Source organism: Petropleomorpha daqingensis (assembly GCF_013408985.1).
Classification (GTDB): domain Bacteria; phylum Actinomycetota; class Actinomycetes; order Mycobacteriales; family Geodermatophilaceae; genus Petropleomorpha; species Petropleomorpha daqingensis.
Genome location: NZ_JACBZT010000001.1, coordinates 491,568 through 512,637 on the forward strand (window position 1 = coordinate 491,568; position 21,070 = coordinate 512,637).

The 21,070-nt window shown below is 69.5% G+C and carries 17 protein-coding genes and 3 rRNA genes; 5 read left to right on the forward strand and 15 right to left on the reverse strand.

What is annotated here, in order from left to right; translation table 11 throughout:
• Positions 1-32: 32 nt before the first annotated feature.
• Genes GGQ55_RS02410 through thyX form a run of 4 tightly spaced genes read right to left on the reverse strand, consistent with a single transcriptional unit; the run spans position 33 to position 3,590 of the window.
• Complete coding sequence (locus GGQ55_RS02410) at positions 33-1,442, reverse strand: M1 family metallopeptidase (protein WP_179714947.1); 1,410 nt, start codon at positions 1,440-1,442, stop codon at positions 33-35.
• 11 nt (positions 1,443-1,453) lie between these two features.
• Positions 1,454-2,011 (reverse strand): dihydrofolate reductase, encoded by a 558-nt coding sequence (locus GGQ55_RS02415; RefSeq protein ID WP_179714948.1) that lies wholly within the window; start codon positions 2,009-2,011, stop codon positions 1,454-1,456.
• Positions 2,008-2,805, reverse strand: a complete 798-nt coding sequence (locus GGQ55_RS02420; RefSeq protein WP_366488583.1) for a thymidylate synthase — start codon at positions 2,803-2,805, stop codon at positions 2,008-2,010. Before GGQ55_RS02420 ends, GGQ55_RS02415 begins: the two co-directional genes overlap by 4 nt.
• A 41-nt stretch (positions 2,806-2,846) precedes the next feature.
• Positions 2,847-3,590, reverse strand: a complete 744-nt coding sequence (thyX, locus tag GGQ55_RS02425; protein ID WP_366488584.1) for an FAD-dependent thymidylate synthase — start codon at positions 3,588-3,590, stop codon at positions 2,847-2,849.
• A 90-nt stretch (positions 3,591-3,680) separates the two neighbouring features.
• Here thyX and GGQ55_RS02430 point away from each other — a divergent pair, with 90 nt between their 5' ends.
• From GGQ55_RS02430 to GGQ55_RS28190, 3 genes are read left to right on the forward strand one after another with little or no spacing between them, the layout of a single operon-like run.
• Complete coding sequence (locus tag GGQ55_RS02430) at positions 3,681-3,836, forward strand: hypothetical protein (RefSeq protein ID WP_179714950.1); 156 nt, start codon at positions 3,681-3,683, stop codon at positions 3,834-3,836.
• 16 nt (positions 3,837-3,852) lie between these two features.
• Positions 3,853-4,341: a toxin-antitoxin system HicB family antitoxin gene (locus tag GGQ55_RS02435; RefSeq protein WP_179714951.1), complete on the forward strand. Its 489-nt coding sequence runs from the start codon at positions 3,853-3,855 to the stop codon at positions 4,339-4,341.
• A 32-nt stretch (positions 4,342-4,373) separates the two neighbouring features.
• Positions 4,374-5,174, forward strand: a complete 801-nt coding sequence (locus GGQ55_RS28190; protein WP_179714952.1) for a DUF4097 family beta strand repeat-containing protein — start codon at positions 4,374-4,376, stop codon at positions 5,172-5,174.
• 45 nt (positions 5,175-5,219) lie between these two features.
• On the opposite strand, the gene GGQ55_RS02445 is transcribed toward GGQ55_RS28190, so the two are convergent.
• Positions 5,220-6,446 (reverse strand): winged helix-turn-helix domain-containing protein, encoded by a 1,227-nt coding sequence (locus GGQ55_RS02445; protein WP_179714953.1) that lies wholly within the window; start codon positions 6,444-6,446, stop codon positions 5,220-5,222.
• 32 nt (positions 6,447-6,478) lie between these two features.
• Positions 6,479-7,432 carry an EamA family transporter gene (locus GGQ55_RS02450; protein ID WP_218859134.1) on the reverse strand — a complete coding sequence of 318 codons (954 nt, stop codon included), beginning with the start codon at positions 7,430-7,432 and terminating at the stop codon, positions 6,479-6,481.
• Between the two features lie 72 nt (positions 7,433-7,504).
• On the opposite strand from GGQ55_RS02450, the gene GGQ55_RS02455 reads away from it, so the two are divergent.
• Positions 7,505-8,113 (forward strand): GNAT family N-acetyltransferase, encoded by a 609-nt coding sequence (locus GGQ55_RS02455; protein ID WP_179714954.1) that lies wholly within the window; start codon positions 7,505-7,507, stop codon positions 8,111-8,113.
• A complete protein-coding gene (locus GGQ55_RS02460) occupies positions 8,110-8,772 on the forward strand; it encodes a DUF2461 domain-containing protein (protein ID WP_179714955.1) in 663 nt (220 codons plus the stop codon). Before GGQ55_RS02455 ends, GGQ55_RS02460 begins: the two co-directional genes overlap by 4 nt.
• Before the next feature lie 133 nt (positions 8,773-8,905).
• Here the strand turns inward: GGQ55_RS02460 and rrf are convergent.
• The 9 genes from rrf to GGQ55_RS02505 all read right to left on the reverse strand — a co-directional run bounded on the left by rrf (position 8,906) and on the right by GGQ55_RS02505 (position 21,053).
• Positions 8,906-9,022 (reverse strand): 5S ribosomal RNA (rrf, locus tag GGQ55_RS02465).
• Between the two features lie 102 nt (positions 9,023-9,124).
• A 23S ribosomal RNA gene (locus tag GGQ55_RS02470) occupies positions 9,125-12,256 on the reverse strand.
• A gap of 453 nt (positions 12,257-12,709) precedes the next feature.
• Positions 12,710-14,231 (reverse strand): 16S ribosomal RNA (locus GGQ55_RS02475).
• The 16S, 23S and 5S rRNA genes sit together here, the layout of an rRNA operon.
• A 339-nt stretch (positions 14,232-14,570) precedes the next feature.
• Positions 14,571-15,371, reverse strand: coding sequence for a 4-hydroxy-tetrahydrodipicolinate reductase (dapB, locus tag GGQ55_RS02480; RefSeq protein WP_179714956.1), 801 nt, complete (start codon positions 15,369-15,371; stop codon positions 14,571-14,573).
• A 43-nt stretch (positions 15,372-15,414) separates the two neighbouring features.
• Positions 15,415-15,777 carry a VanZ family protein gene (locus GGQ55_RS02485; RefSeq protein WP_179714957.1) on the reverse strand — a complete coding sequence of 121 codons (363 nt, stop codon included), beginning with the start codon at positions 15,775-15,777 and terminating at the stop codon, positions 15,415-15,417.
• Positions 15,778-15,780: 3 nt separating this feature from the next.
• Positions 15,781-17,070 carry a M16 family metallopeptidase gene (locus GGQ55_RS02490; RefSeq protein ID WP_179714958.1) on the reverse strand — a complete coding sequence of 430 codons (1,290 nt, stop codon included), beginning with the start codon at positions 17,068-17,070 and terminating at the stop codon, positions 15,781-15,783.
• A gap of 71 nt (positions 17,071-17,141) precedes the next feature.
• Positions 17,142-19,433, reverse strand: coding sequence for a polyribonucleotide nucleotidyltransferase (locus GGQ55_RS02495; RefSeq protein WP_179714959.1), 2,292 nt, complete (start codon positions 19,431-19,433; stop codon positions 17,142-17,144).
• Between the two features lie 252 nt (positions 19,434-19,685).
• The gene (gene rpsO, locus GGQ55_RS02500; RefSeq protein ID WP_179714960.1) at positions 19,686-19,955 is read right to left on the reverse strand and encodes a 30S ribosomal protein S15; all 270 of its coding nucleotides are present in this window, start codon (positions 19,953-19,955) and stop codon (positions 19,686-19,688) included.
• Between the two features lie 126 nt (positions 19,956-20,081).
• Positions 20,082-21,053, reverse strand: a complete 972-nt coding sequence (locus GGQ55_RS02505; RefSeq protein ID WP_179714961.1) for a bifunctional riboflavin kinase/FAD synthetase — start codon at positions 21,051-21,053, stop codon at positions 20,082-20,084.
• Between the last annotated feature and the right edge of the window lie 17 nt (positions 21,054-21,070).

The following is a 21,070-nucleotide window of genomic DNA, read 5'->3' on the forward strand; positions in this document are numbered from 1 at the left end:
TCGAATCTACCGAGCCGCCTCCCGGACGGCGGTCACCAGTTGGCCGGCTTGCCCGGGTCGTACAGCCAGACCTGGAAGAAGTGCTGCAGTCCGGGCACCTGGGGGAAGCGCGCGACGGTGAACGCGACGAAGTCCTCGACGCGCGCGTTGCCGAACCGGTGCGCCGTCTGCCAGTCGTGCAGCAGGCCGAGGAAGGCGGCGTCGTCCCCGATCTTCACCCGCAGGGCCTGCAGGGTCATCGCCCCGCGCTCGTAGATCGAGTCGTCGAAGAGATCGGCGGCGTCACCCGGGTCGCCCGGCGGCGGGTTCCAGAAGTCGGTCTTCGAGGCCGGGGTCGCGTAGTACTTCTTGAAGAACTGCTGGGCGCTCGTCTGACCGCTGTGCTCGCTCCAGAACCACGACGACCACTCGGCGAAGCCCTCGTTGAGCCAGATGTCGCGCCAGCGGGCCACGGTCACGCTGTCGCCGAACCACTGGTGCGCCAGCTCGTGGGCGAGGGTGAGCTCGTCGGGCGCCGAGTCGAACGACGGCCGCGTCGCCGTCTCGAGCGCGTAGCCGACCTCCGGCGCGTCGTCCACCAGGGCACCGGTGGAGGAGAACGGGTAGCGGCCGAAGACGGTGCCGAAGAAGTCGACCATCGCCGGCAGCTGCGAGAGGTCCGACGGCTGCGCCGGGTCCACGGCGGTGAAGTAGGGGATGCCACCGGGCGTGCGGCCCGTGGTCACCTGGAACTGGCCGGTGGTGGCGAAGGACAGGTAGGTCGAGATCGGCTGACCCAGGTGCCAGTCGAAGGTGGTGCGCCCGCCACTCGTGCGCGGTGCGCGGACCAGCTCACCGTTGGCGACGGCGGTGACACCGGTCGGGACGGTGACGTGGAAGTCGTACGTCGCCTTGTCCGTCGGGGTGTCGTTGCAGGGGTACCAGCCGGGCGAGCCCTGCGGCTCGTTCACCACGAAGGCGCCGTCGGCCGTGCGCACCCAGCCCTCGACGGACCCGTCGGGGTCGGTCACCTCGACCGGGACGCCGCCGTAGCGGACGACGACGGTGAACTGCGCGCCGACCCGTACCGGGGAGGCCGGGGTGACCACGAGCTCCTGGCCGAGCGAGGCCGGCTGGGCGAACGCCGCCGGCCGGCCGTCGACGGTGACCGCCGAGACGGTGAGCGTGCGGCGCAGGTCGAGGTCGAACGCCTTCAGCTGCTGCGTCGCGGTCGCGGTGATCGCCGCGACGGCGTCGAGCCGCCCGGTGGCCGGGGTGGTGGCGAGGGTGAGGTCGTAGTGGGCGACGTCGTAGCCGCCGTTGCCCTGCAGCGGGAAGTAGGGGTCACCGGCACCGGCCGACCCGGCGCCCCCGCCCGCCGACGACGGCACCGCCGTCAGGCCGACGATCGCACCGGCCGACAGCAGCACGGTGCCCACCCGGGACGTCCACGACCTGGCCACGGGCGGGCACGCTAGCGCGTCGGGAGCTCCCCGAGCACCTCGGCGAGCACGCCCGGGACGGGGCTGGTGGCTGCGCCGTCCCCGCGGTGCCACCACGTCACGCCGAACCGCAGCCCGGTGGACGACTCGAGGCGGCCGCCGTCGGGGAGGCTCCGGCCCTTGGTCCAGCCGTCGTCCAGGCGTGGGGCGAACGTGTCGCCGGGGAACGAGCCCTCCACCTCGGTGATCACGACCTCGTCGGCGTGCGGCAGGAACGCCTCGTAGACCCCGCCACCGCCGATGACCCAGAGCCGGTCGTGCCCGGCGGCGAGCACCTCGTCGACCGAGCGGGCGATCTCGGCGCCGTCGGCCGCGTCGAGGGTGGTGCTGAGGACGACGTTGCGGCGGCCGGGCAGCGGCCGGAACCGCGGCGGCAGCGACTCCCAGGTGCGCCGGCCCATGACGACGGTGCCGCCGCTGGTCAGCGCCTTGAACAGCCGGCGGTCCTCCGGCAGGTCCCAGGGCAGGTCGCCGTCGACGCCGATGACGCCGTCCGGGCCCTGCGCCCAGATCAGGCGGACCGGACTCACACGGCCACCGCGCCGCGGATGGCAGGGTGCGGGTCGTAGTCGTGCACGTGGAAGTTCTCGTACCCGTACTCGAACAGCGAGGGCGCCGGGTCGATGGTCAGCCGCGGGAACGGCCGGGCCTCCCGCGTGAGCTGCTCGCGCACCTGGGCCTCGTGGTTGGAGTAGATGTGGCAGTCGCCGCCGACCCAGATGAAGTCGCCGGGCTCGAGCCCGACCTGCTGGGCCACCATCTGCGTGAGCAGGGCGTAGCTGGCGATGTTGAACGGGACGCCGAGGAACAGGTCGGCGCTGCGCTGGTAGAGCTGGCAGGAGAGCCGGCCGTCGGCGACGTAGAACTGGAACATCGCGTGGCAGGGCGCGAGCGCCATCTCCGGCAGCGCGCCGACGTTCCAGGCCGAGACGAGCATCCGCCGGGAGTCGGGGTCGGACCGGAGGGTCTGCAGCACCTGGGAGATCTGGTCGATCGTGCCGCCGTCCGGGGTCGGCCAGGAGCGCCACTGCACGCCGTAGACCGGGCCGAGGCCGCCGTCGGCGTCCGCCCACTCGTCCCAGATGGTGACGCCGTGCTCCTGCAACCAGCGCGTGTTGCCCTCGCCGCGCAGGAACCACAGCAGCTCGTAGGCGACCGACTTGAAGTGCACCTTCTTCGTGGTGACCAGCGGGAAGCCCTGGGAGAGGTCGTAGCGCAGCCGCTCGCCGAAGGTGCTCGTCGTCCCGGTGCCGGTGCGGTCGGACTTCGCGCTGCCGCCGTCCAGCACCCGGCGGAGCAGGTCCTCGTACTGGGTGTCGATCACGTCGCTCCCCCTCGTCGGTGCCCGTCGACTGTAGGTGGGGTTCAGCCCTCGGTGACGTAGGGGCTCGCGGCGACCTCGGTGCCGTCGGCCAGGCGGCTGATCCGGAAGTCGTCGAAGGCGTTGCCGGCGATCCGCTGCAGCTCGCGCAGGCAGGCGATCGCGACGGCGCGCATCTCGACGTTGGCGTGCTCGCTGGCCCGCATGGCGATGAAGTGCCGCCACGCCCGGTAGTTGCCGGTGACGACGATGCGCGACTCCAGGGAGGCCGGCAGCAGCGAGCGGGCGGCCTGCCGCGCCTGACGACGGCGCAGCGCCGCGTTCGGTGCGTCGCCGATGCCGCTCTCGAGCGCGTCCAGCAGCGCGCGGGAGGCGGCCAGGGCCGCGTCGGTCGCGGCCAGGAACTTCTCGTGCAGCTCGGGGTCGGCCGCCACCACCGCCGGCTCGACCACGGCGTCCGGCACGTGCCGCTGGGAGAGCTGGCTGAAGGAGAAGTGGCGGTGCCGGATCAGCTCGTGGGTGAGCGAGCGGGAGACGCCGGTGAGGTACATGGTCACGCTCGCGTGCTCCAGCACCGAGCCGTGGCCCACCTCGAGGATGTGCCGCAGGAACCCCTGGTTGGTCGCCGTCGCCGGGTTCGGCTTGTCCCAGGACTCGTAGCAGGCGCGGCCGGCGAACTCGGCCAGCGCCTGGCCACCGTCGGCATCGGTCTCCCACGGCACGTCGCCCGGCGGGTCGAACGACGTCCAGGCGATGACCTGGACCTGGAGCGGCGCGATCCGGGGCACGGCGGCGAGCCTAGACATGCGATCCGACGACATCAGCATGACTTCACTGTGGTGCTTGCGATGACGTCAGAATGGTGTCATGCTGACGCCATGGATAACTGGACCTACACCGAAGAGCTCCGGGCGCAGCTCTCGCGCCCGCGCACCCGGCACGCCGGACGCTCGCGCGACCGCGACGTCGCCCGCCTGCTCGCGCCCTGGCGGCGCCACAGCGGGGGTCCCGACGCCGTCGTGCGGGGGGACTGACGCCACCATGGCGTCCATGGATCTCAGCGACTACGTCGACGCCCTGCGCAACTCGCTCACCTCGGCGGCCGCCGCTGCGGGCGAGCAGGCCCGCGAGACCGCCCGACTGCTCGCCGACACGATGGAGCCGGCCGTCCGGCTGACCGTCACCAACGCGCTGTCCGACATGGCGGCCGAGGTGACCGCGGCGCTGGAGGGCGGGCTGGTCGACATCCGGCTCCGCGGCCGCGACCCGGAGGTGGTCGTCGTCCCGCCGGTGCCGCACGAACCGGTCGAGGAGCCCGATCTCGAGGACGACGACGCCGACGAGGAGGGCGCGGTCGCCCGCATCAGCCTCCGGCTGCCCGAGCCGCTCAAGGCACGGGCGGAGGCGGCCGCGGCCGCGTCCGGCGTCTCGCTCAACGCGTGGCTCGTCCGGGCGGTCTCCTCCGCCGTGCGCGCCCCGAACACCCCGCCGTCGTCCGGTCGCGGCCCGCGCCGCATCTCCGGCTTCGCGCGCAGCTGACCCTCGCGAACGACCCACTTCCTGGAGGACCCGTGGAGATCCGCGTCCACCGCTTTCCCGTCGGCGCCGGCCCGTACGCCGTCGAGGTCCGCAACCCCGCCGGCTCGGTGACCGTCGAGGCGGTCGAGGACACCCCCGAGTACGTCGTCGAGATCGAGGCGCTCGACTCGACCGCCGAGGAGCTGATCGACCGCGTCGACCTGTTCCTGGTCGGCTCGCGGCTGCGCGTGCACGTGCCCGAGCGGCGCCTGCTGCGCACGCCCTCCTTCGCCATCCGGGTGACCGCCCCCACCGGGACCGCCACCCGGATCGCGGTCGCCTCCGCCGACACCGAGCTGCGCGGTGAGCTCGGCCGCGCCGAGCTCACCGGGGCCAGCGGCGACGCCGACGTCGAGTCCTGCACCGAGCTGCAGCTGCGCACGGCCAGCGGAGACGCCCGGCTCGGCACCGTCACCGGCCGCGCCACCGTGGGCTCGGCGTCGGGCGACGTGCAGGTGGAGTCGGTCGGCGCCGGGCTGGAGGTCAAGACCGCCTCCGGCGACGTCGAGGTCGGCACCGTCACCGGCGACGTCTCGGTGAGCACCGCGTCCGGCGACGTCGGCATCGACCACGTCAGCGGCGGCACCGTCGGCGTCAAGACGGTCTCCGGCGACATCGAGGTCGGCATCGCCCCCGGCCTGCGGGTGTGGTTGGACCTGTCCAGCCTCTCCGGGCGGATGGAGTCGCAGCTCGACGGCGACGAGGCCACCGCCGGCGACGGCCCGGCGCAGGTCACCGTGTCGCTGCGCACCGTCTCGGGCGACCAGCGGGTGCGGCGGGCGAGCGCGGTATGAGCCAGCTGCTGCTCCGCCGCCTGCTGAGCACCCGCGCCGCCGGGGTCAGCCCGCCTCGGCGGCCGGTCCCAGCACCGTCTGCAGATCCCGGGCCAGGTCTCCACGGCCGGTGACCGACACCGCGTCGAGCTCCATCCAGTCGGCCATGGCGGCCAGCTCCCCGGCCAGCTCGGTGGCCACGAGCCCGCGGTCGACGTCGTCCTCGGTGTAGGCCGCCTGCACCCGCAGCACGCCGGCCTGGCGATCGGCCTTGATGTCGACGCGGCCGACCAGCTCGTCGCCGAGCAGGAACGGCAGCACGTAGTAGCCGTGCACCCGCTTGTCCGCGGGCGTGTAGATCTCGATGCGGTACCGGAAGCCCCAGATGCGCTCGACCCGCGGTCGCTCCCAGACCAACGAGTCGAAGGGGCTGAGCAGGGCACGGGCGCGGATCCAGCGGGGCCGGCGCGCCTCCGGATCCAGCCAGGCGGGCGCGCCCCAGCCGTCGACCTCGACCGGCTGCAGCTCCCCCGCCTCGGCCAGCTCGGCGATCGCCTGCCGCGCGGGCTCGGGCTTGAGCCGGAAGTAGTCGCGCAGGTCGCGCTCGGTGGCCACGCCGAGCGCCCGCGCCGCCGTCCGCACCAGCTCGCGGAAGGCCACGCCGGGCTCGGGGGTGGGGACGGCGAGGACGTCGGCCGGGATCACCCGCTCGGTGAGGTCGTAGACGCGCTCGAACCCCGCGGTGCGGGACCGGGCGCTGAGCACGCCGGTGTAGAAGAGCCACTCCAGCGCCACCTTGCCGGCGTGCCAGTTCCACATCGTGCCGGGCCGGTCGGGCTTGGGCTCGAGCAGATCGCTGGCCTTGAGCGGCCCGCCCTCGCGCACCCGGGCCTCGATCTCGGCGACGTAGCCCGGCCGCTCGCGCTGGATGCGGACCATGGAGCCCCAGGCGTGCTGCTCGGCGGCGGCCATGCGCCAGCGCAGGAAGGGCTGCAGCCGGACCGGCAGGAACGACGCCTCGTGCGCCCAGTACTCGAACAGCTCCCGGCGGCGGTAGGCCAGGCCGTCGAGCGCGGCGCGCGGGTAGGCGCCGAGCCGGCTGAACGCCGGCAGGTAGTGCGAGCGGGAGAGCACGTTCACCGAGTCGATCTGGACGACGGCCAGCCGGGAGGTGACCCGGCGCAGCTGCCGGGTGTCGACGGCGCCGGCGGGCCGCGGATCGGCGAAGCCCTGCGCGGCGAGGGCGATGCGCCGGGCCAGGGGCGCCGGTAGTCGCTCGGCTCGGGTGCTCACCTGCGCGATCCTGCCTCCCGGGTACGACAGCGTCAGGTCGGGAGCTGCTGCTGGCGGCGCAGGCTGCGCGCCTCGGTGCTGATCACCACCGCGACGGCGACGATGATCACCGCCCCGCCGACGAGCACCGGCGTGCTCAGCGGCTCGCCGAGGAACAGCGCGCCGAGCGCCACCGCCACGGCGGGGTTGACGTAGGCGTAGGTGGTCGCCAGGGAGACCGGCGCGTGCGCGAGCAGCCACACGTAGGCGCTGTAGGCGACGAGGCTCCCGACGACCACGAGGTAGCCGAACGCCAGCCAGGACGACGCGTCGACCGCGCCGAGGTCGACCCGCCCCCACTCGCCGCCGATCGAGCCGAGCACGACCATCGTCAGCCCGCCGGCGGCCATCTCGACGACCGTCGTGGCGAACGGGTCCTTGGGCAGCGGTCGCCGGGTGGCGAGCACCGTGCCGATGGACCAGAGCAGCGAGCTCAGGCAGACCAGCAGCAGCGGACCGATCCCGTGCGCTCCGCCGAAGCCCGGCCGCAGCAGCACGGCGACGCCGACGATCCCCACGAGCAGGCCGCCGACGGTGCTCGCGGCCGGCCGGTCGCCGAGCAGCGCCCGGAGGACCACGACCCACAGCGGGGTGGCCGCGATGAGCAGCGCCGCCAGGCCGGAGTCGACGTACTGCTCGGCCACCGCGACCAGTCCGTTGCCGCCGACCAGCAGCAGCAACCCGCACGCGACGGCGGTGCCCGCCTGCCGAAGGGTCATGCGCAGCGCCTGGCGGCCCCGGGTGGCGACGACGATGGCCAGCAGCAGGCTCCCGGCGAGCAGGAAGCGGAAGCCCATCGCCAGCAGCGGCGGCAGGTCGGCCACGGTGTACTTGATCGCCAGGTAGGTGGAACCCCAGACGACGTAGACGACCAGCAGCGCCCCCACCACGCCGGGGCTGACCGCGCGGGATCCGGTCGCCGGGCGGGTGTCGGGCGTCGTCGTCACCCCGCGATTCCAGCACCCCCGGCAACGCGACCGGCGCCCACCCGTGTCGGCGTGCCGTCCTAGGCTGCCCCGGTGGACGCCGCGACCCCCTTTCCCCGGTTCACCGGGACGGCGGAGGTCTCCGTGCGACCCGCCCGTCCGGACGACGCCCCGGCCGTGGCCCGGGTGCAGGTGGTCACGTGGCGGACGGCGTACCGCGACGTGCTGCCGGTCGCCGTCCTCGACGAGTGGGACGAGGACGCCGCCACCGAGGCCTGGCGGACGGCGGTGACCGCGCCCCCGACGCCGGGGCACGGCGTGCTGGTCGCGGTGGAGCGCGACGAGATCGTGGGCTTCGCCGCCTACGGCCCTGCCGAGCTCGGCGCGGGCGAGGTACCCGACCCGGCCGGCCCCACGACGGAGATCGCGACCCTGCTGGTGGAGCCCCGGTGGGGACGCCGCGGGCACGGCAGCCGCCTGCTCGCCGCCGTGGCCGACCTGGCGATGGCCACCGGGACCGCGCGGTTGCAGGTGTGGTTGCCCGAGACCGATGGCGTCTCCGCCCGGTTCTACGAGTCGGCCGGGTGGGCACCGCAGGGGTGGGCCCGGACGCTGGAGACCGGCGGAGCGCCGCTGCGCGAGGTCCGCTGGCACACGATGCTGACCGACCACCGCTCCGACGAGGCCGAGGAGGCCCGATGACCTTCGAAGGGTTCCCGGACGAGGGGCTCGTCTTCTACGAGGGCCTGGAGGCCGACAACAGCAAGACCTACTGGACCCGGCACAAGGGCGACTACGACGCGTACGTGCGCAAGCCGCTGCTCGCGATGCTGGAGGAGCTGGAGGCGGAGTTCGGGTCGGCGAAGGTGTTCCGCCCGTACCGCGACGTCCGGTTCAGCAACGACAAGACGCCGTACAAGACGCACCAGGGCGCCGTCGTCGTCCAGGAAGGGCGCGGAGCCGGGGCCTGGTACGTGCAGATCTCCGCAGAGGGCCTGCACGTCGCCGGCGGGGCGTGGCGCTTGGAGTCCGACCAGGTGGACCGGTTCCGGCGGGCCGTGGCGGACGACGTCCAGGGGTCGCGGCTGGAGCAAGAGGTGGGACGCCTCTCCTCGGCCGGCTTCGAGATCCGGGGCGACCGCCTGAGCCGGGTGCCGTCGGGCTACGCGGCCGATGCCCCGCGCGTCGAGCTCCTGAAGCACAAGGCGCTGCACGCCTCGAGGTCCTGGGAGCCGACCGACTGGCTGCACGAGCGGCGTGCCCTCGACGAGGTCCGCACCGCCTGGCGGGAGCTGCAGACGCTCAACGCCTGGCTCGCCGACAACGTGGGCGCCACGAGCAAGGAACCCCGCCGCCGCTGACCCTGCGTGCTTTATCGCGATAAAGCGCGGGTGGTTTCGCGCGCTTAACCGCGGGTGGTTTCGCGCGCTCAACCGCGGGCCGGGTATGCGAAAGGGCCCCAGCCTGGTGGCTGGGGCCCTTTCGGTGAGGTATGTCCGGCGGCGTCCTACTCTCCCACCCCGTCTCCAGGGCAGTACCATCGGCGCTGAGAGGCTTAGCTTCCGGGTTCGGAATGTGACCGGGCGTTTCCCTCTCGCCATGGCCGCCGTAACGCTGTGAACCTGTCACACACCGCAGACCCGTTACCGGGTGTGGGTTTGTGGGTTCAGAACCGCACAGTGGACGCGAGACACGATCGAGAAGAATGTGTGTGTGGTAAGTCCTCGGCCTGTTAGTACCGGTCAGCTGCACACCTTGCGGTGCTTCCACCTCCGGCCTATCAACCCGCTGGTCTGGGCGGGGGCCTTACCCCATCGAGTGGGTGAGAGACCTCATCTTGAAGCGAGCTTCCCGCTTAGATGCTTTCAGCGGTTATCCCTGCCGAACGTAGCCAACCAGCAGTGCACCTGGCGGTACAACTGGCACACCAGAGGTTCGTCCGTCCCGGTCCTCTCGTACTAGGGACAGCTCTTCGCAAGTCTCTTACGCGCGCGGCGGATAGGGACCGAACTGTCTCACGACGTTCTAAACCCAGCTCGCGTACCGCTTTAATGGGCGAACAGCCCAACCCTTGGGACCTACTCCAGCCCCAGGATGCGACGAGCCGACATCGAGGTGCCAAACCATCCCGTCGATATGGACTCTTGGGGAAGATCAGCCTGTTATCCCCGGGGTACCTTTTATCCGTTGAGCGACACCGCTTCCACATGCCGGTGCCGGGTCACTAGTCCCAGCTTTCGCTCCTGCTCGACCCGTCGGTCTCGCAGTCAAGCTCCCTTGTGCACTTGCACTCGACACCTGATTGCCAACCAGGCTGAGGGAACCTTTGGGCGCCTCCGTTACATTTTGGGAGGCAACCGCCCCAGTTAAACTACCCACCTGACACTGTCCCTGATCCGGATCACGGACCGAGGTTAGACATCCAATTCGACCAGAGTGGTATTTCAACGGCGACTCCACGGACACTGGCGTGCCCGCTTCACAGTCTCCCACCTATCCTACACAAGCCGAACCGAACACCAATATCAAGCTGTAGTGAAGGTCCCGGGGTCTTTCCGTCCTGCCGCGCGTAACGAGCATCTTTACTCGTAGTGCAATTTCGCCGAGCCTGTGGTTGAGACAGCTGAGAAGTCGTTACGCCATTCGTGCAGGTCGGAACTTACCCGACAAGGAATTTCGCTACCTTAGGATGGTTATAGTTACCACCGCCGTTTACTGGCGCTTGAGTTCTGAGCTTCGCACACACGAGGTGCACTAACCCGTCCCCTTAACGTTCCAGCACCGGGCAGGCGTCAGTCCGTATACATCGTCTTACGACTTCGCACGGACCTGTGTTTTTAGTAAACAGTCGCTTCTCACTGGTCTCTGCGACCCCCCACCGCTACCCCGCGCGCGGCGGTTCACAGCAGAGGGTCCCCCTTCTCCCGAAGTTACGGGGGCATTTTGCCGAGTTCCTTAACCACAGTTCGCTCGATCGCCTCGGTATTCTCTACCTGACCACCTGAGTTGGTTTGGGGTACGGGCCGCTCGGAACTCGCTAGAGGCTTTTCTCGGCAGCATAGGATCATCCCATTCGCCTCATTCGGCTATGCGTCAGGCCTCACCCACAATGTCCGACGGATTTGCCTATCGGACGGGCCACACCCTTGCACCGGTACTACCACTCACCGGGAGGACTACCTTCCTGCGTCACCCCATCGCTTGCCTACTACCAGTCCGGGTCCCGCGCTCCCCGATCTTGGCTCGAAAGCCGCGACCGGTTCGGGCGGTTAGCATCGCTGGGTCCGGCATGGGCGCTCCTTCGCGGGTACGGGAATATCAACCCGTTGTCCATCGACTACGCCTGTCGGCCTCGCCTTAGGTCCCGACTCACCCTGGGCGGATTAGCCTGGCCCAGGAACCCTTGGTCATCCGGCGGGGGAGTTTCTCACTCCCCTTTCGCTACTCATGCCTGCATTCTCACTCGCGTGGCGTCCACGGCTGGATCCCTCCGCCGCTTCACCCACCACACGACGCTCCCCTACCCACCCCAGCCCCTGGCCGGCCCATACGAGGACCGGCGGAGTATCTGCTGGAGTGTCACGGCTTCGGCGGTGTGCTTGAGCCCCGCTACATTGTCGGCGCGGAACCACTTGACCAGTGAGCTATTACGCACTCTTTCAAGGGTGGCTGCTTCTAAGCCAACCTCCTGGTTGTCTCTGCGATCCCACATCCTTTTCCACTTAGCACACGCTTAGGGGCCTTAGCCGATGATCTGGGCTGTTTCCCTCTCGACTACGAACCTTATCGCCCGCAGTCTCACTGCCGCGCTCTCACTTACCGGCATTCGGAGTTTGGTTGACGTCAGTAACCTGGTAGGGCCCATCAGCCATCCAGTGCTCTACCTCCGGCAAGAAACACGCGACGCTGCACCTAAATGCATTTCGGGGAGAACCAGCTATCACCGAGTTTGATTGGCCTTTCACCCCTACCCACAGCTCATCCCCCAGGTTTTCAACCCTGGTGGGTTCGGTCCTCCACGCGGTCTTACCCGCGCTTCAACCTGGCCATGGGTAGATCACTCGGCTTCGGGTCTAGAGCACGCGACTATCCTCGCCCTGTTCGGACTCGCTTTCGCTACGGCTACCCCCCACGGGTTAACCTCGCCACGTACCGCTAACTCGCAGGCTCATTCTTCAAAAGGCACGCAATCACCCCGCCAGGTAACCCCGGCTAAGGCTCTCACGGCTTGTAGGCACACGGTTTCAGGTACTATTTCACTCCCCTCCCGGGGTACTTTTCACCTTTCCCTCACGGTACTCGTCCGCTATCGGTCATCAGGGAGTATTCAGGCTTAGCGGGTGGTCCCGCCAGATTCACACCGAATTTCACGGGCTCGGTGCTACTCGGGAAAACATCCGGGAGGACTCGGGTTTTCGTGTACGGGGCTCTCACCCTCTGCGGCGACCCCTTCCAGAGGCCTTCCACTAACCACGAGTCTTTCTCACTCCCCGCCCGGCCGGCAGACCGAACTGGATGCTCCCACAACCCCGACCACACAACCCCTGCCGGGTATCACATGCGACCGGTTTAGCCTAAGATCCGCTTTCGCTCGCCACTACTCACGGAATCACGGTTGTTTTCTCTTCCTGTGGGTACTGAGATGTTTCACTTCCCCACGTTCCCTCCACACGCCCTATGTGTTCAGGCGCGGGTCACACCACATGACTGGTGCGGGGTTCCCCCATTCGGACACCCTCGGATCAACGCTCGGTTGGCAGCTCCCCGAGGCTTATCGCAGCCTCCCACGTCCTTCATCGGCTCCTGATGCCCAGGCATCCACCGTGTGCCCTTAACAACTTAACCAACACACAACAAACAACTCGACAAAAACCAGCCGACACCCTCTTTCGAAAAAAAGACGATGCGGCCGGTCAAAGATGCTCGCGTCCACTGTGCAGTTCTCAACCAACAAACAGCCACCACCCCCCACCGGCCCCACCAGACCCGGACCCCCCACAAGGGGCCGGCGCTGTGAGACCAGGGATGGTCCTGCGTCAAGGGAAACAGTCCGCTCCCTCAGGACCCAACAGCGTGCCTACGGACCCGGACTGCACCCCGCCCGCGCTCCACGCCCGATCCCCGAAGGAACCGCGGCAGTACTAGCGGGCCGGCCACAGCCGGACATCCGAACTGGTCAGCGTTCCACCCTCGAGCACCACCCAGACAACCCGCGGCGGATCGGAGTGATCCACCGTCTTCGTTCTGGCATGGCCCTGGACCGGCACCCGTGCGGGTGGCCGGCCAGCTGCTCCTTAGAAAGGAGGTGATCCAGCCGCACCTTCCGGTACGGCTACCTTGTTACGACTTCGTCCCAATCGCCGATCCCGCCTTCGACGGCTCCCTCCCACAAGGGGTTGGGCCACCGGCTTCGGGCGTTACCGACTTTCGTGACGTGACGGGCGGTGTGTACAAGGCCCGGGAACGTATTCACCGCAGCGTTGCTGATCTGCGATTACTAGCGACTCCAACTTCATGGGGTCGAGTTGCAGACCCCAATCCGAACTGAGACCGGCTTTTTGGGATTCGCTCCACCTCACGGTATCGCAGCCCTTTGTACCGGCCATTGTAGCATGTTTGCAGCCCTAGACATAAGGGGCATGATGATTTGACGTCATCCCCACCTTCCTCCGAGTTGACCCCGGCAGTCTCCCATGAGTCCCCACCATTACGTGCTGGCAACATGGAACGAGGGTTGCGCTCGTTGCGGGACTTAACCCAACATCTCACGACACGAGCTGACGACAACCATGCACCACCTGTGCACGACGCCAAAGGCACCCCGCATCTCTGCGAGATTTCCGTGCATGTCAAGCCTAGGTAAGGTTCTTCGCGTTGCATCGAATTAAGCAACATGCTCCGCCGCTTGTGCGGGCCCCCGTCAATTCCTTTGAGTTTTAGCCTTGCGGCCGTACTCCCCAGGCGGGGCGCTTAATGCGTTAGCTGCGGCACGGAGACCGTGGAATGGCCCCCACACCTAGCGCCCAACGTTTACGGCGTGGACTACCAGGGTATCTAATCCTGTTCGCTCCCCACGCTTTCGCTCCTCAGCGTCAGTATCGGCCCAGAGACCCGCCTTCGCCACCGGTGTTCCTCCTGATATCTGCGCATTTCACCGCTACACCAGGAATTCCAGTCTCCCCTGCCGAACTCCAGTCCGCCCGTATCGACTGCAGACCCGAGGTTGAGCCTCGGGATTTCACAGCCGACGCGACGAACCGCCTACGAGCTCTTTACGCCCAATAATTCCGGACAACGCTTGCACCCTACGTATTACCGCGGCTGCTGGCACGTAGTTGGCCGGTGCTTCTTCTGCAGGTACCGTCACTTGCGCTTCGTCCCTGCTGAAAGAGGTTTACAACCCGAAGGCCGTCATCCCCCACGCGGCGTCGCTGCGTCAGGCTTTCGCCCATTGCGCAATATTCCCCACTGCTGCCTCCCGTAGGAGTCTGGGCCGTGTCTCAGTCCCAGTGTGGCCGGTCACCCTCTCAGGCCGGCTACCCGTCGTCGCCTTGGTAGGCCACTACCCCACCAACAAGCTGATAGGCCGCGGGCCCATCCCCAGCCGGAAACCCTTTCCACCACCAGACCATGCGGTCAGCGGACATATCCGGTATTAGCCCCAATTTCTTGGAGTTATCCCAGAGCCGGGGGCAGGTTGCCCACGTGTTACTCACCCGTTCGCCACTAGGACACCCCCCGAAGGAGGGCCTCGTTCGACTTGCATGTGTTAAGCACGCCGCCAGCGTTCGTCCTGAGCCAGGATCAAACTCTCCGTAGATGATTTGATCGCGGCTGAGAACCAAGAGCTAGCACTCTTGATGTCAATCAACCAAAGGAATCCCCACCAGGCCATCCAAAAGACGACCCGGCATCGGGGGTTTGTTACTTGGCACTGACTTTCGGCACGCTGTTGAGTTCTCAAGGAGCGGACGCGCACCAACTCGACCCTCACGGGCTTCGTCGATGGCGGCTTGTTGTCCAACCCTGCGCCGCAACCGGATGTTCCCCGTAGGAGGACTTCCGGCTGGCCTCTCGGCCCCGGCGGCGCATCGAGAACCATACACGAGTCCGGAGGGCCGTGCACAGGGGGTCCCCGAGGCCTGCGCCGGAGGCCAGGTCAGAGGCCCAGCAGGCCCTCGATCCCCACGGTGAGTCCGGGGTGGCGGCGGATCTCCCGCACCGCGAGCAGCACCCCGGGCATGAACGAGGCGCGGTCGTACGAGTCGTGCCGGAGGGTCAGGGTCTCCCCCGGCGCACCCATGAGCACCTCCTGGTGCGCGACCAGCCCGGACAGCCGGACGGCGTGCACCGCGACGCCCTCGACGTCGGCACCCCTGGCGCCGGGCAGGCTGTCGGTCGTCGCGTCGGGGGCCGGCGGCAGCCCGGCCGCCCGACGAGCGGCGGCGACCAGGCGGGCGGTGCGGACGGCGGTACCGGAGGGGGCGTCCACCTTGTTCGGGTGGTGGAGCTCGACCACCTCGACCGACGGGAAGAACCGCGCCGCCTCCTGCGCGAAGCGCATGAGCAGCACCGCGCCGATGCCGAAGTTCGGCGCGATGATCACGCCCAGGTCGGGCTTGGGCTGCAACCACTCCGCGACCGTGGCGAGCTTCGCCTCGTCGAAGCCCGTCGTCCCGACCACGCAGTGGATGTCGTTGTCGATGCAGAACCGGATGTTGTCCATGACGACGTCCGGGCGGGTGAAGTCGACGACCACCTCGGCGCCGGCGTCGGCGACGTTGAACAGCCAGTCGCCCGCCTCCACCATCGCGACGAGCTCGAGGTCGTCGGCGGCGTTGACCGCCTTGACCACCTCGGTGCCCATCCGCCCGCGGGCACCGAGCACGCCGACGTTGATGCGGGGCGGTTCCCCGGTCGTCGAGGGGCTGTCCTGCTCGCCGGGGGCGGAGGTCGTCACGCGGTCAAGCTTCCCAAGCCCGCGATCGGCCGCAACACAGCGGTCAGCGGGCGGCCCGGCGCCGGGCGAGGAGATCCCACAGCAGGAGTCCCAGGAGGATGCCGACCACGTCGGCGACCCAGTCCCCCACGGACGTGTCGCGCTGCAGGGCCGGGATGCCCTGCAGCAGCTCGCTGACCGCCGCGTACAGGGGCAGCAGCCCGGCGAGCACGCCGCGCTGGATGCCGGCCCACCGGCCGGTCAGCGCGAGCGCGGCGAACACCGCACCGTGCACCAGCTTGTCCGTGCCCGGTGGTGCCGAGGGCACGTCGGCTCCCGGGGCGAACAAGACGGCGAGCGACACGAGCACCGTCACCGCGAACACGCCACGCGAGAGAGCGCTGTGGACCTGGAGCGGACCGGTCATCGGCTACAGGCGGTCGAGGTCGGACTCGCGGTAGGGGCCGACCACGGCCAGGCACGTCTCCCGGGTGAGCAGGTCTGCACCGACCGCTCGCACCTGCTCCTCGTCGACGGCATCCAGACGGGCGAGCACCTCGCGGACGGGGAGGTACTCCCCGTAGGACAGCTCGCTCTTGCCGAGCCGGCTCATCCGCGAGCCGGTGTCCTCCAGGCCGAGGACCAGGCCGCCCTTGAGCTGGCCGCGACCGCGGGCCACCTCCTCGGCGGTCAGCCCTTCCTCGGCGACCCGCGCCAGCTCCTCGCGGACCAGCCGCAGGACCTCGGGCACCCGCTTGGGCGAGCAGCCCGCGTACACCGAGAACGACCCCGTGCCCGCGTAGTGCGTGAGCGCCGAGCCGACGCTGTAGACCAAACCCCGCTTCTCGCGGATCTCCTGGAACAGCCGCGAGCTCATCCCGCCGCCGACCGCGGCCTCCAGCACCGAGGCGGCGTAGCGCCGGTCGTCGAGCCGGCCGAGGCCGAGGCCGCCGTAGAGCAGGTGGGTCTGCTCGGTCTTCCGGGTGATCAGCCCGGTCGGTCGCGCCGGCCGGGCGAGGACGACGTCGTCCCCTCGCCGCAGCGGCGCCGGACCGGTCTCACCGCCCAGGCGGTCGGCGAACGCCGCCGTGACCAGGTCGAGCACCTGCTGGTGGTCCACCCGGCCCGCCGCGGTCACCACGATCGACGGCATCGTGTACCGCCGCCGGTACCAGCCGTCGACGTCGTCCCGACTCAAGCCCTCGATCGACTCGATCGAGCCGAGCACCGAGCGACCGAGGGGTGTGTCCCCGAACAACGTCTCGGCGAACAGGTCGTGCACGCTGTCTGCGGGCTCGTCGTCGCGCATGGCGATCTCCTCGAGCACCACCGTGCGCTCGGACTCGAGGTCCTCGGCGGTGTTGCACGCCTCGGTCACCAGGTCCGACAGCAGGGTGACGGCCAGCGGCAGGTCGCTGGCGAGCACGTTCGCGTAGTAGCAGGTGTGCTCCTTGGCGGTGAACGCGTTCATCTCACCGCCGACGGCGTCCATCGCCGTCGCGATCTCCAGCGCGCTGCGGCTCGTCGTCCCCTTGAACAGCAGGTGCTCGAGGAAGTGCGACGAGCCGGCCAGCGCCGGTGACTCGTCCCGGGAGCCGACGCCGACCCAGATGCCCAGCGTCGCGGACAGAACCCCCGGCATGGTCTCGGTCAGGACCCGCAGCCCGCCGGGCAGTTCGGTCCGTTCCACCCGCCCGCCGACCTCGTCGAGGTCGAGCACGACGGTCTTCCCGACAGGGAACGGGGCGGGTGCCGAAGCACCCACCCCGTTGCCCAGAGCGTCAGCCGTGGTCACTCACCCGCAGGGGCGGCGGCCGCCTCGGCGGGCGCCTCACCGGTCGAGCCGGTCGTGGCGGCCGGGTCGCCGCCCTCGGCCTGCACCGGGACGAGGCTGATCTTGCCGCGGGCGTCGATGTCGGTGATCTCCACCTGCAGCTTGTCGCCGACGTTGACGACGTCCTCGACCTTGCCGATGCGCTTGCCGCCACCGAGCTTGCTGATGTGGACCAGGCCGTCCTTGCCCGGCAGCAGGGAGACGAAGGCACCGAACGGCGTGGTCTTCACGACCGTGCCGAGGAACCGCTCGCCGACCTTGGGCATCTGCGGGTTGGCGATGGCGTTGATCCGGTCCACGGCGGCCTGCGCCGACGGGCCGTCGGAGGCGCCGACGTAGATCGTGCCGTCGTCCTCGATGGTGATGTCCGCGCCGGTCTCGTCCTGGATGGCGTTGATCATCTGGCCCTTGGGGCCGATGACCGCACCGATCTTGTCGACCGGGATGCGCACCGTGGTCACCCGCGGCGCGTACGGGCTCATCTCGTCGGGGCCGTCGATGGCCTCGTTCATCACGTCGAGGATGTGCAGCCGGGCGGCGCGGGCCTGGGTCAGCGCCTGGGCGAGCACCTCGGACGGGATGCCGTCGAGCTTGGTGTCCAGCTGCAGCGCGGTGACGAACTCCCGCGTGCCGGCGACCTTGAAGTCCATGTCACCGAAGGCGTCCTCGGCACCGAGGATGTCGGTCAGCGCGACGTACTCCGTCTTGCCGTCGACCTGGTCGGAGACCAGGCCCATGGCGATGCCGGCGACCGGGGCCTTCAGCGGCACACCGGCGTTGAGCAGGGCCAGCGTCGAGGCGCAGACCGAGCCCATGGACGTCGAGCCGTTGGAGCCCAGCGCCTCGGAGACCTGCCGGATCGCGTAGGGGAACTCCTCGCGGTCGGGCAGCACCGGCAGCAGCGCCCGCTCGGCCAGCGCGCCGTGGCCGATCTCGCGGCGCTTGGGCGAGCCGACGCGGCCGGTCTCACCGGTCGAGTACGGCGGGAAGTTGTAGTTGTGCATGTAGCGCTTGCGCGTCTCGGGCGAGAGCGTGTCGAGCTGCTGCTCCATGCGCAGCATGTTCAGCGTGGTGATGCCCAGGATCTGGGTCTCGCCGCGCTCGAACAGCGCCGAGCCGTGCACCCGCGGGACGACCTCGACCTCGGCCGACAGCGGCCGGATGTCGGTGACGCCGCGGCCGTCGATGCGGACCTTGTCGCGCAGGATCCGCTGGCGGACGACCTTCTTGGTGACGGCGCGGAAGGCGGCGGAGATCTCCTTCTCGCGGCCCTCGAACTGGCCGGCGAGCTTGGCCTTCACGGCCTCCTTGAGCTCGTCGGTCGCGGCCTCCCGGTCGTGCTTGCCCGGGATCGCCTGGACGGTGGCCAGCTCGGTGGCGGCCTCGGCCTCGACGGCGGCGTAGACGTCGTCCTGGTAGTCCAGGAAGCGCGGGAAGTCGGCGACCGGCTTGGCGGCCTTCTCGGCCATGGCCGCCTGCGCCTCGCACAGGACCTTGATGAACGGCTTGGCGGCCTCGAGGCCCTGGGCGACGACCTCCTCGGTGGGGGCGGTCGCGCCGCCGCGCACCAGCTCGATCGTCTTCTCGGTGGCCTCGGCCTCGACCATCATGATCGCGACGTCGCCGTCCGGGAGCACCCGGCCGGCCACGACCATGTCGAAGACGGCCTCCTCGAGCTCCTTGTGCGTCGGGAAGGCGACCCACTGGCCGCGGATCAGCGCGACACGGGTGCCGCCGACCGGGCCGGAGAACGGCAGGCCGGACAGCTGGGTGGACGCCGACGCGCCGTTGATGGCGAGGACGTCGTACAGGTGGTCGGGGTCCAGCGCCAGGACGGTGATGACGACCTGGACCTCGTTGCGCAGGCCCTTGGCGAAGGTCGGCCGCAGCGGGCGGTCGATGAGCCGGCAGGTGAGGATCGCGTCCTCGGACGGGCGGCCCTCGCGGCGGAAGAACGAGCCGGGGATGCGCCCCGCGGCGTACATCCGCTCCTCGACATCGACCGTCAGCGGGAAGAAGTCGAACTGGTCCTTGGGCTGGCGGCCGGCCGTGGTGGCCGACAGCAGCATGGTGTCGCCCATGGTGACCGTGACCGAGCCCGCGGCCTGACGGGCGAGCCGGCCGGTCTCGAAGGTGATGCTGCGGCTGCCGAAGCTGCCGTTGTCGATGACCGCGGTGGCGGTGGTGACGCCGTCCTCGGGGTCGAACTCAGCAGCCGTGCTGCTGTTCTGGGTGGTGGGTGCGGACACGTGTCCTTCTCTCGTCGTCGCACGCGGCTCTCGTGGCCCATTGCCCCGACAACCCGTGCGCTCTCCTCTTTGCGGCGTTCTCCGCCGGATCCGGTGCGACCGGTCTTCGATCGAAGCTCTCGGGAAAGGGATGCCCGGGAGCCACTACCGAGGACCGGAGGCGTCTGCGGATGACGGCGGGGTCACCGGTCTCCCGTGCGGCGGGTGCCGCACGAGAGAGGGGACCGTCCGGCGGACGGTCCCCTCGTCGTGCTAGCGGCGCAGACCGAGCCGCTCGATGAGCGAGCGGTAGCGGTTGATGTCGGTCTTCGCCAGGTAGTTCAGCAGGCGGCGGCGCCGCCCGACCAGCAGGAGCAGGCCCCGCCGGCTGTGGTGGTCGTGCTTGTGCTGCTTGAGGTGCTCGGTGAGGTCGCTGATCCGGCGGGTCAGCATCGCGACCTGGACCTCCGGCGAGCCGGTGTCGTTCTCGACCGTCGCGTAGTCGGTCATGATCTGCTTCTTGACAGCGCTCTCGAGCGCCATAGGACGGCCTCCCTGGCCAGGTCACGTGTGGCCCCCGGTCTGGGTCACGGGGGCAGGCTGCACACACGTCGGTTGCCCGACGCCGGGTGCAACGGTACCAGCGGGGGGATCAGCACCCGCTGGCGCTCACCCGGCCGGGGGGACGTCGAGCAGGGCCCGCGTGCGGACGACGTCGTCGTCCATAGCGGCGACGAGCGACTCCACGTCGGGGAAGGCGGCCATGGCGCGCAACCGGGAGACGAACTCGACGCCGACGTGCTCGCCGTAGAGGTCGCCGTCGAAGTCGAGGACGAACGCCTCCACCGTGCGCCGGCTGCCCTCGAAGGTCGGGTTGGTGCCCACCGAGATCGCCGACGGATAGCGCTCCTTGCTCACCCCGCTGCGCGGATCCCGGAGCACCAGGTACCCGGCGTAGACGCCGTCGGCCGGGATGGCGGTGAACTGCGGGCTCTCCACGTTGGCGGTCGGGTAGCCGAGCGCGCGGCCGCGCCGATCCCCCACGACGACGACACCGTCGACCCGGTGCGGGCGCCCCAGCGCCTGGGTCGCCGGCTCCATGTCACCGGCCGCCACGCACGCGCGGATGTAGGTCGAGGAGATGCTGACCTCCTCGCCCTCCTCCTCGATGTTGCGCAGGGGCACGCCCTCGACGGTGAACCCGAACCGGCGCCCTTCGGCGGCGAGGGTCTGCACGGTGCCGGCCGCCTTGTGCCCGTAGGTGAAGTTCTGCCCGACGACGACCTGCGCCGCGTGCAGGTGCTCGACCAGCACCGTGTGGGTGAACGACTCCGGCGACAGGCGCATGAACTCCGGCGTGAACGGCAGCACGCACATCGCGTCGACGCCGAGCTCGGCGACCAGCTCGGCCTTGCGGTCGAGCGAGGTGAGGATCGCCGGGTGCGAGCCGGGGCGGATCACCTCGGCCGGGTGCGGGTCGAAGGTGAGCAGCAGGCAGGGCCGGTGCAGCGCCCGGGCGCGCTCGACCGCGGCACCGATCAGGGCCTGGTGCCCCCGGTGGACGCCGTCGTACATCCCGATGGTGACCACGGTCCGGCCGAGGTCGGCCGGGGTGGCCTCCAGCCCCCGCCAGCGTTTCATCTCAGCCCCGTCCCAGC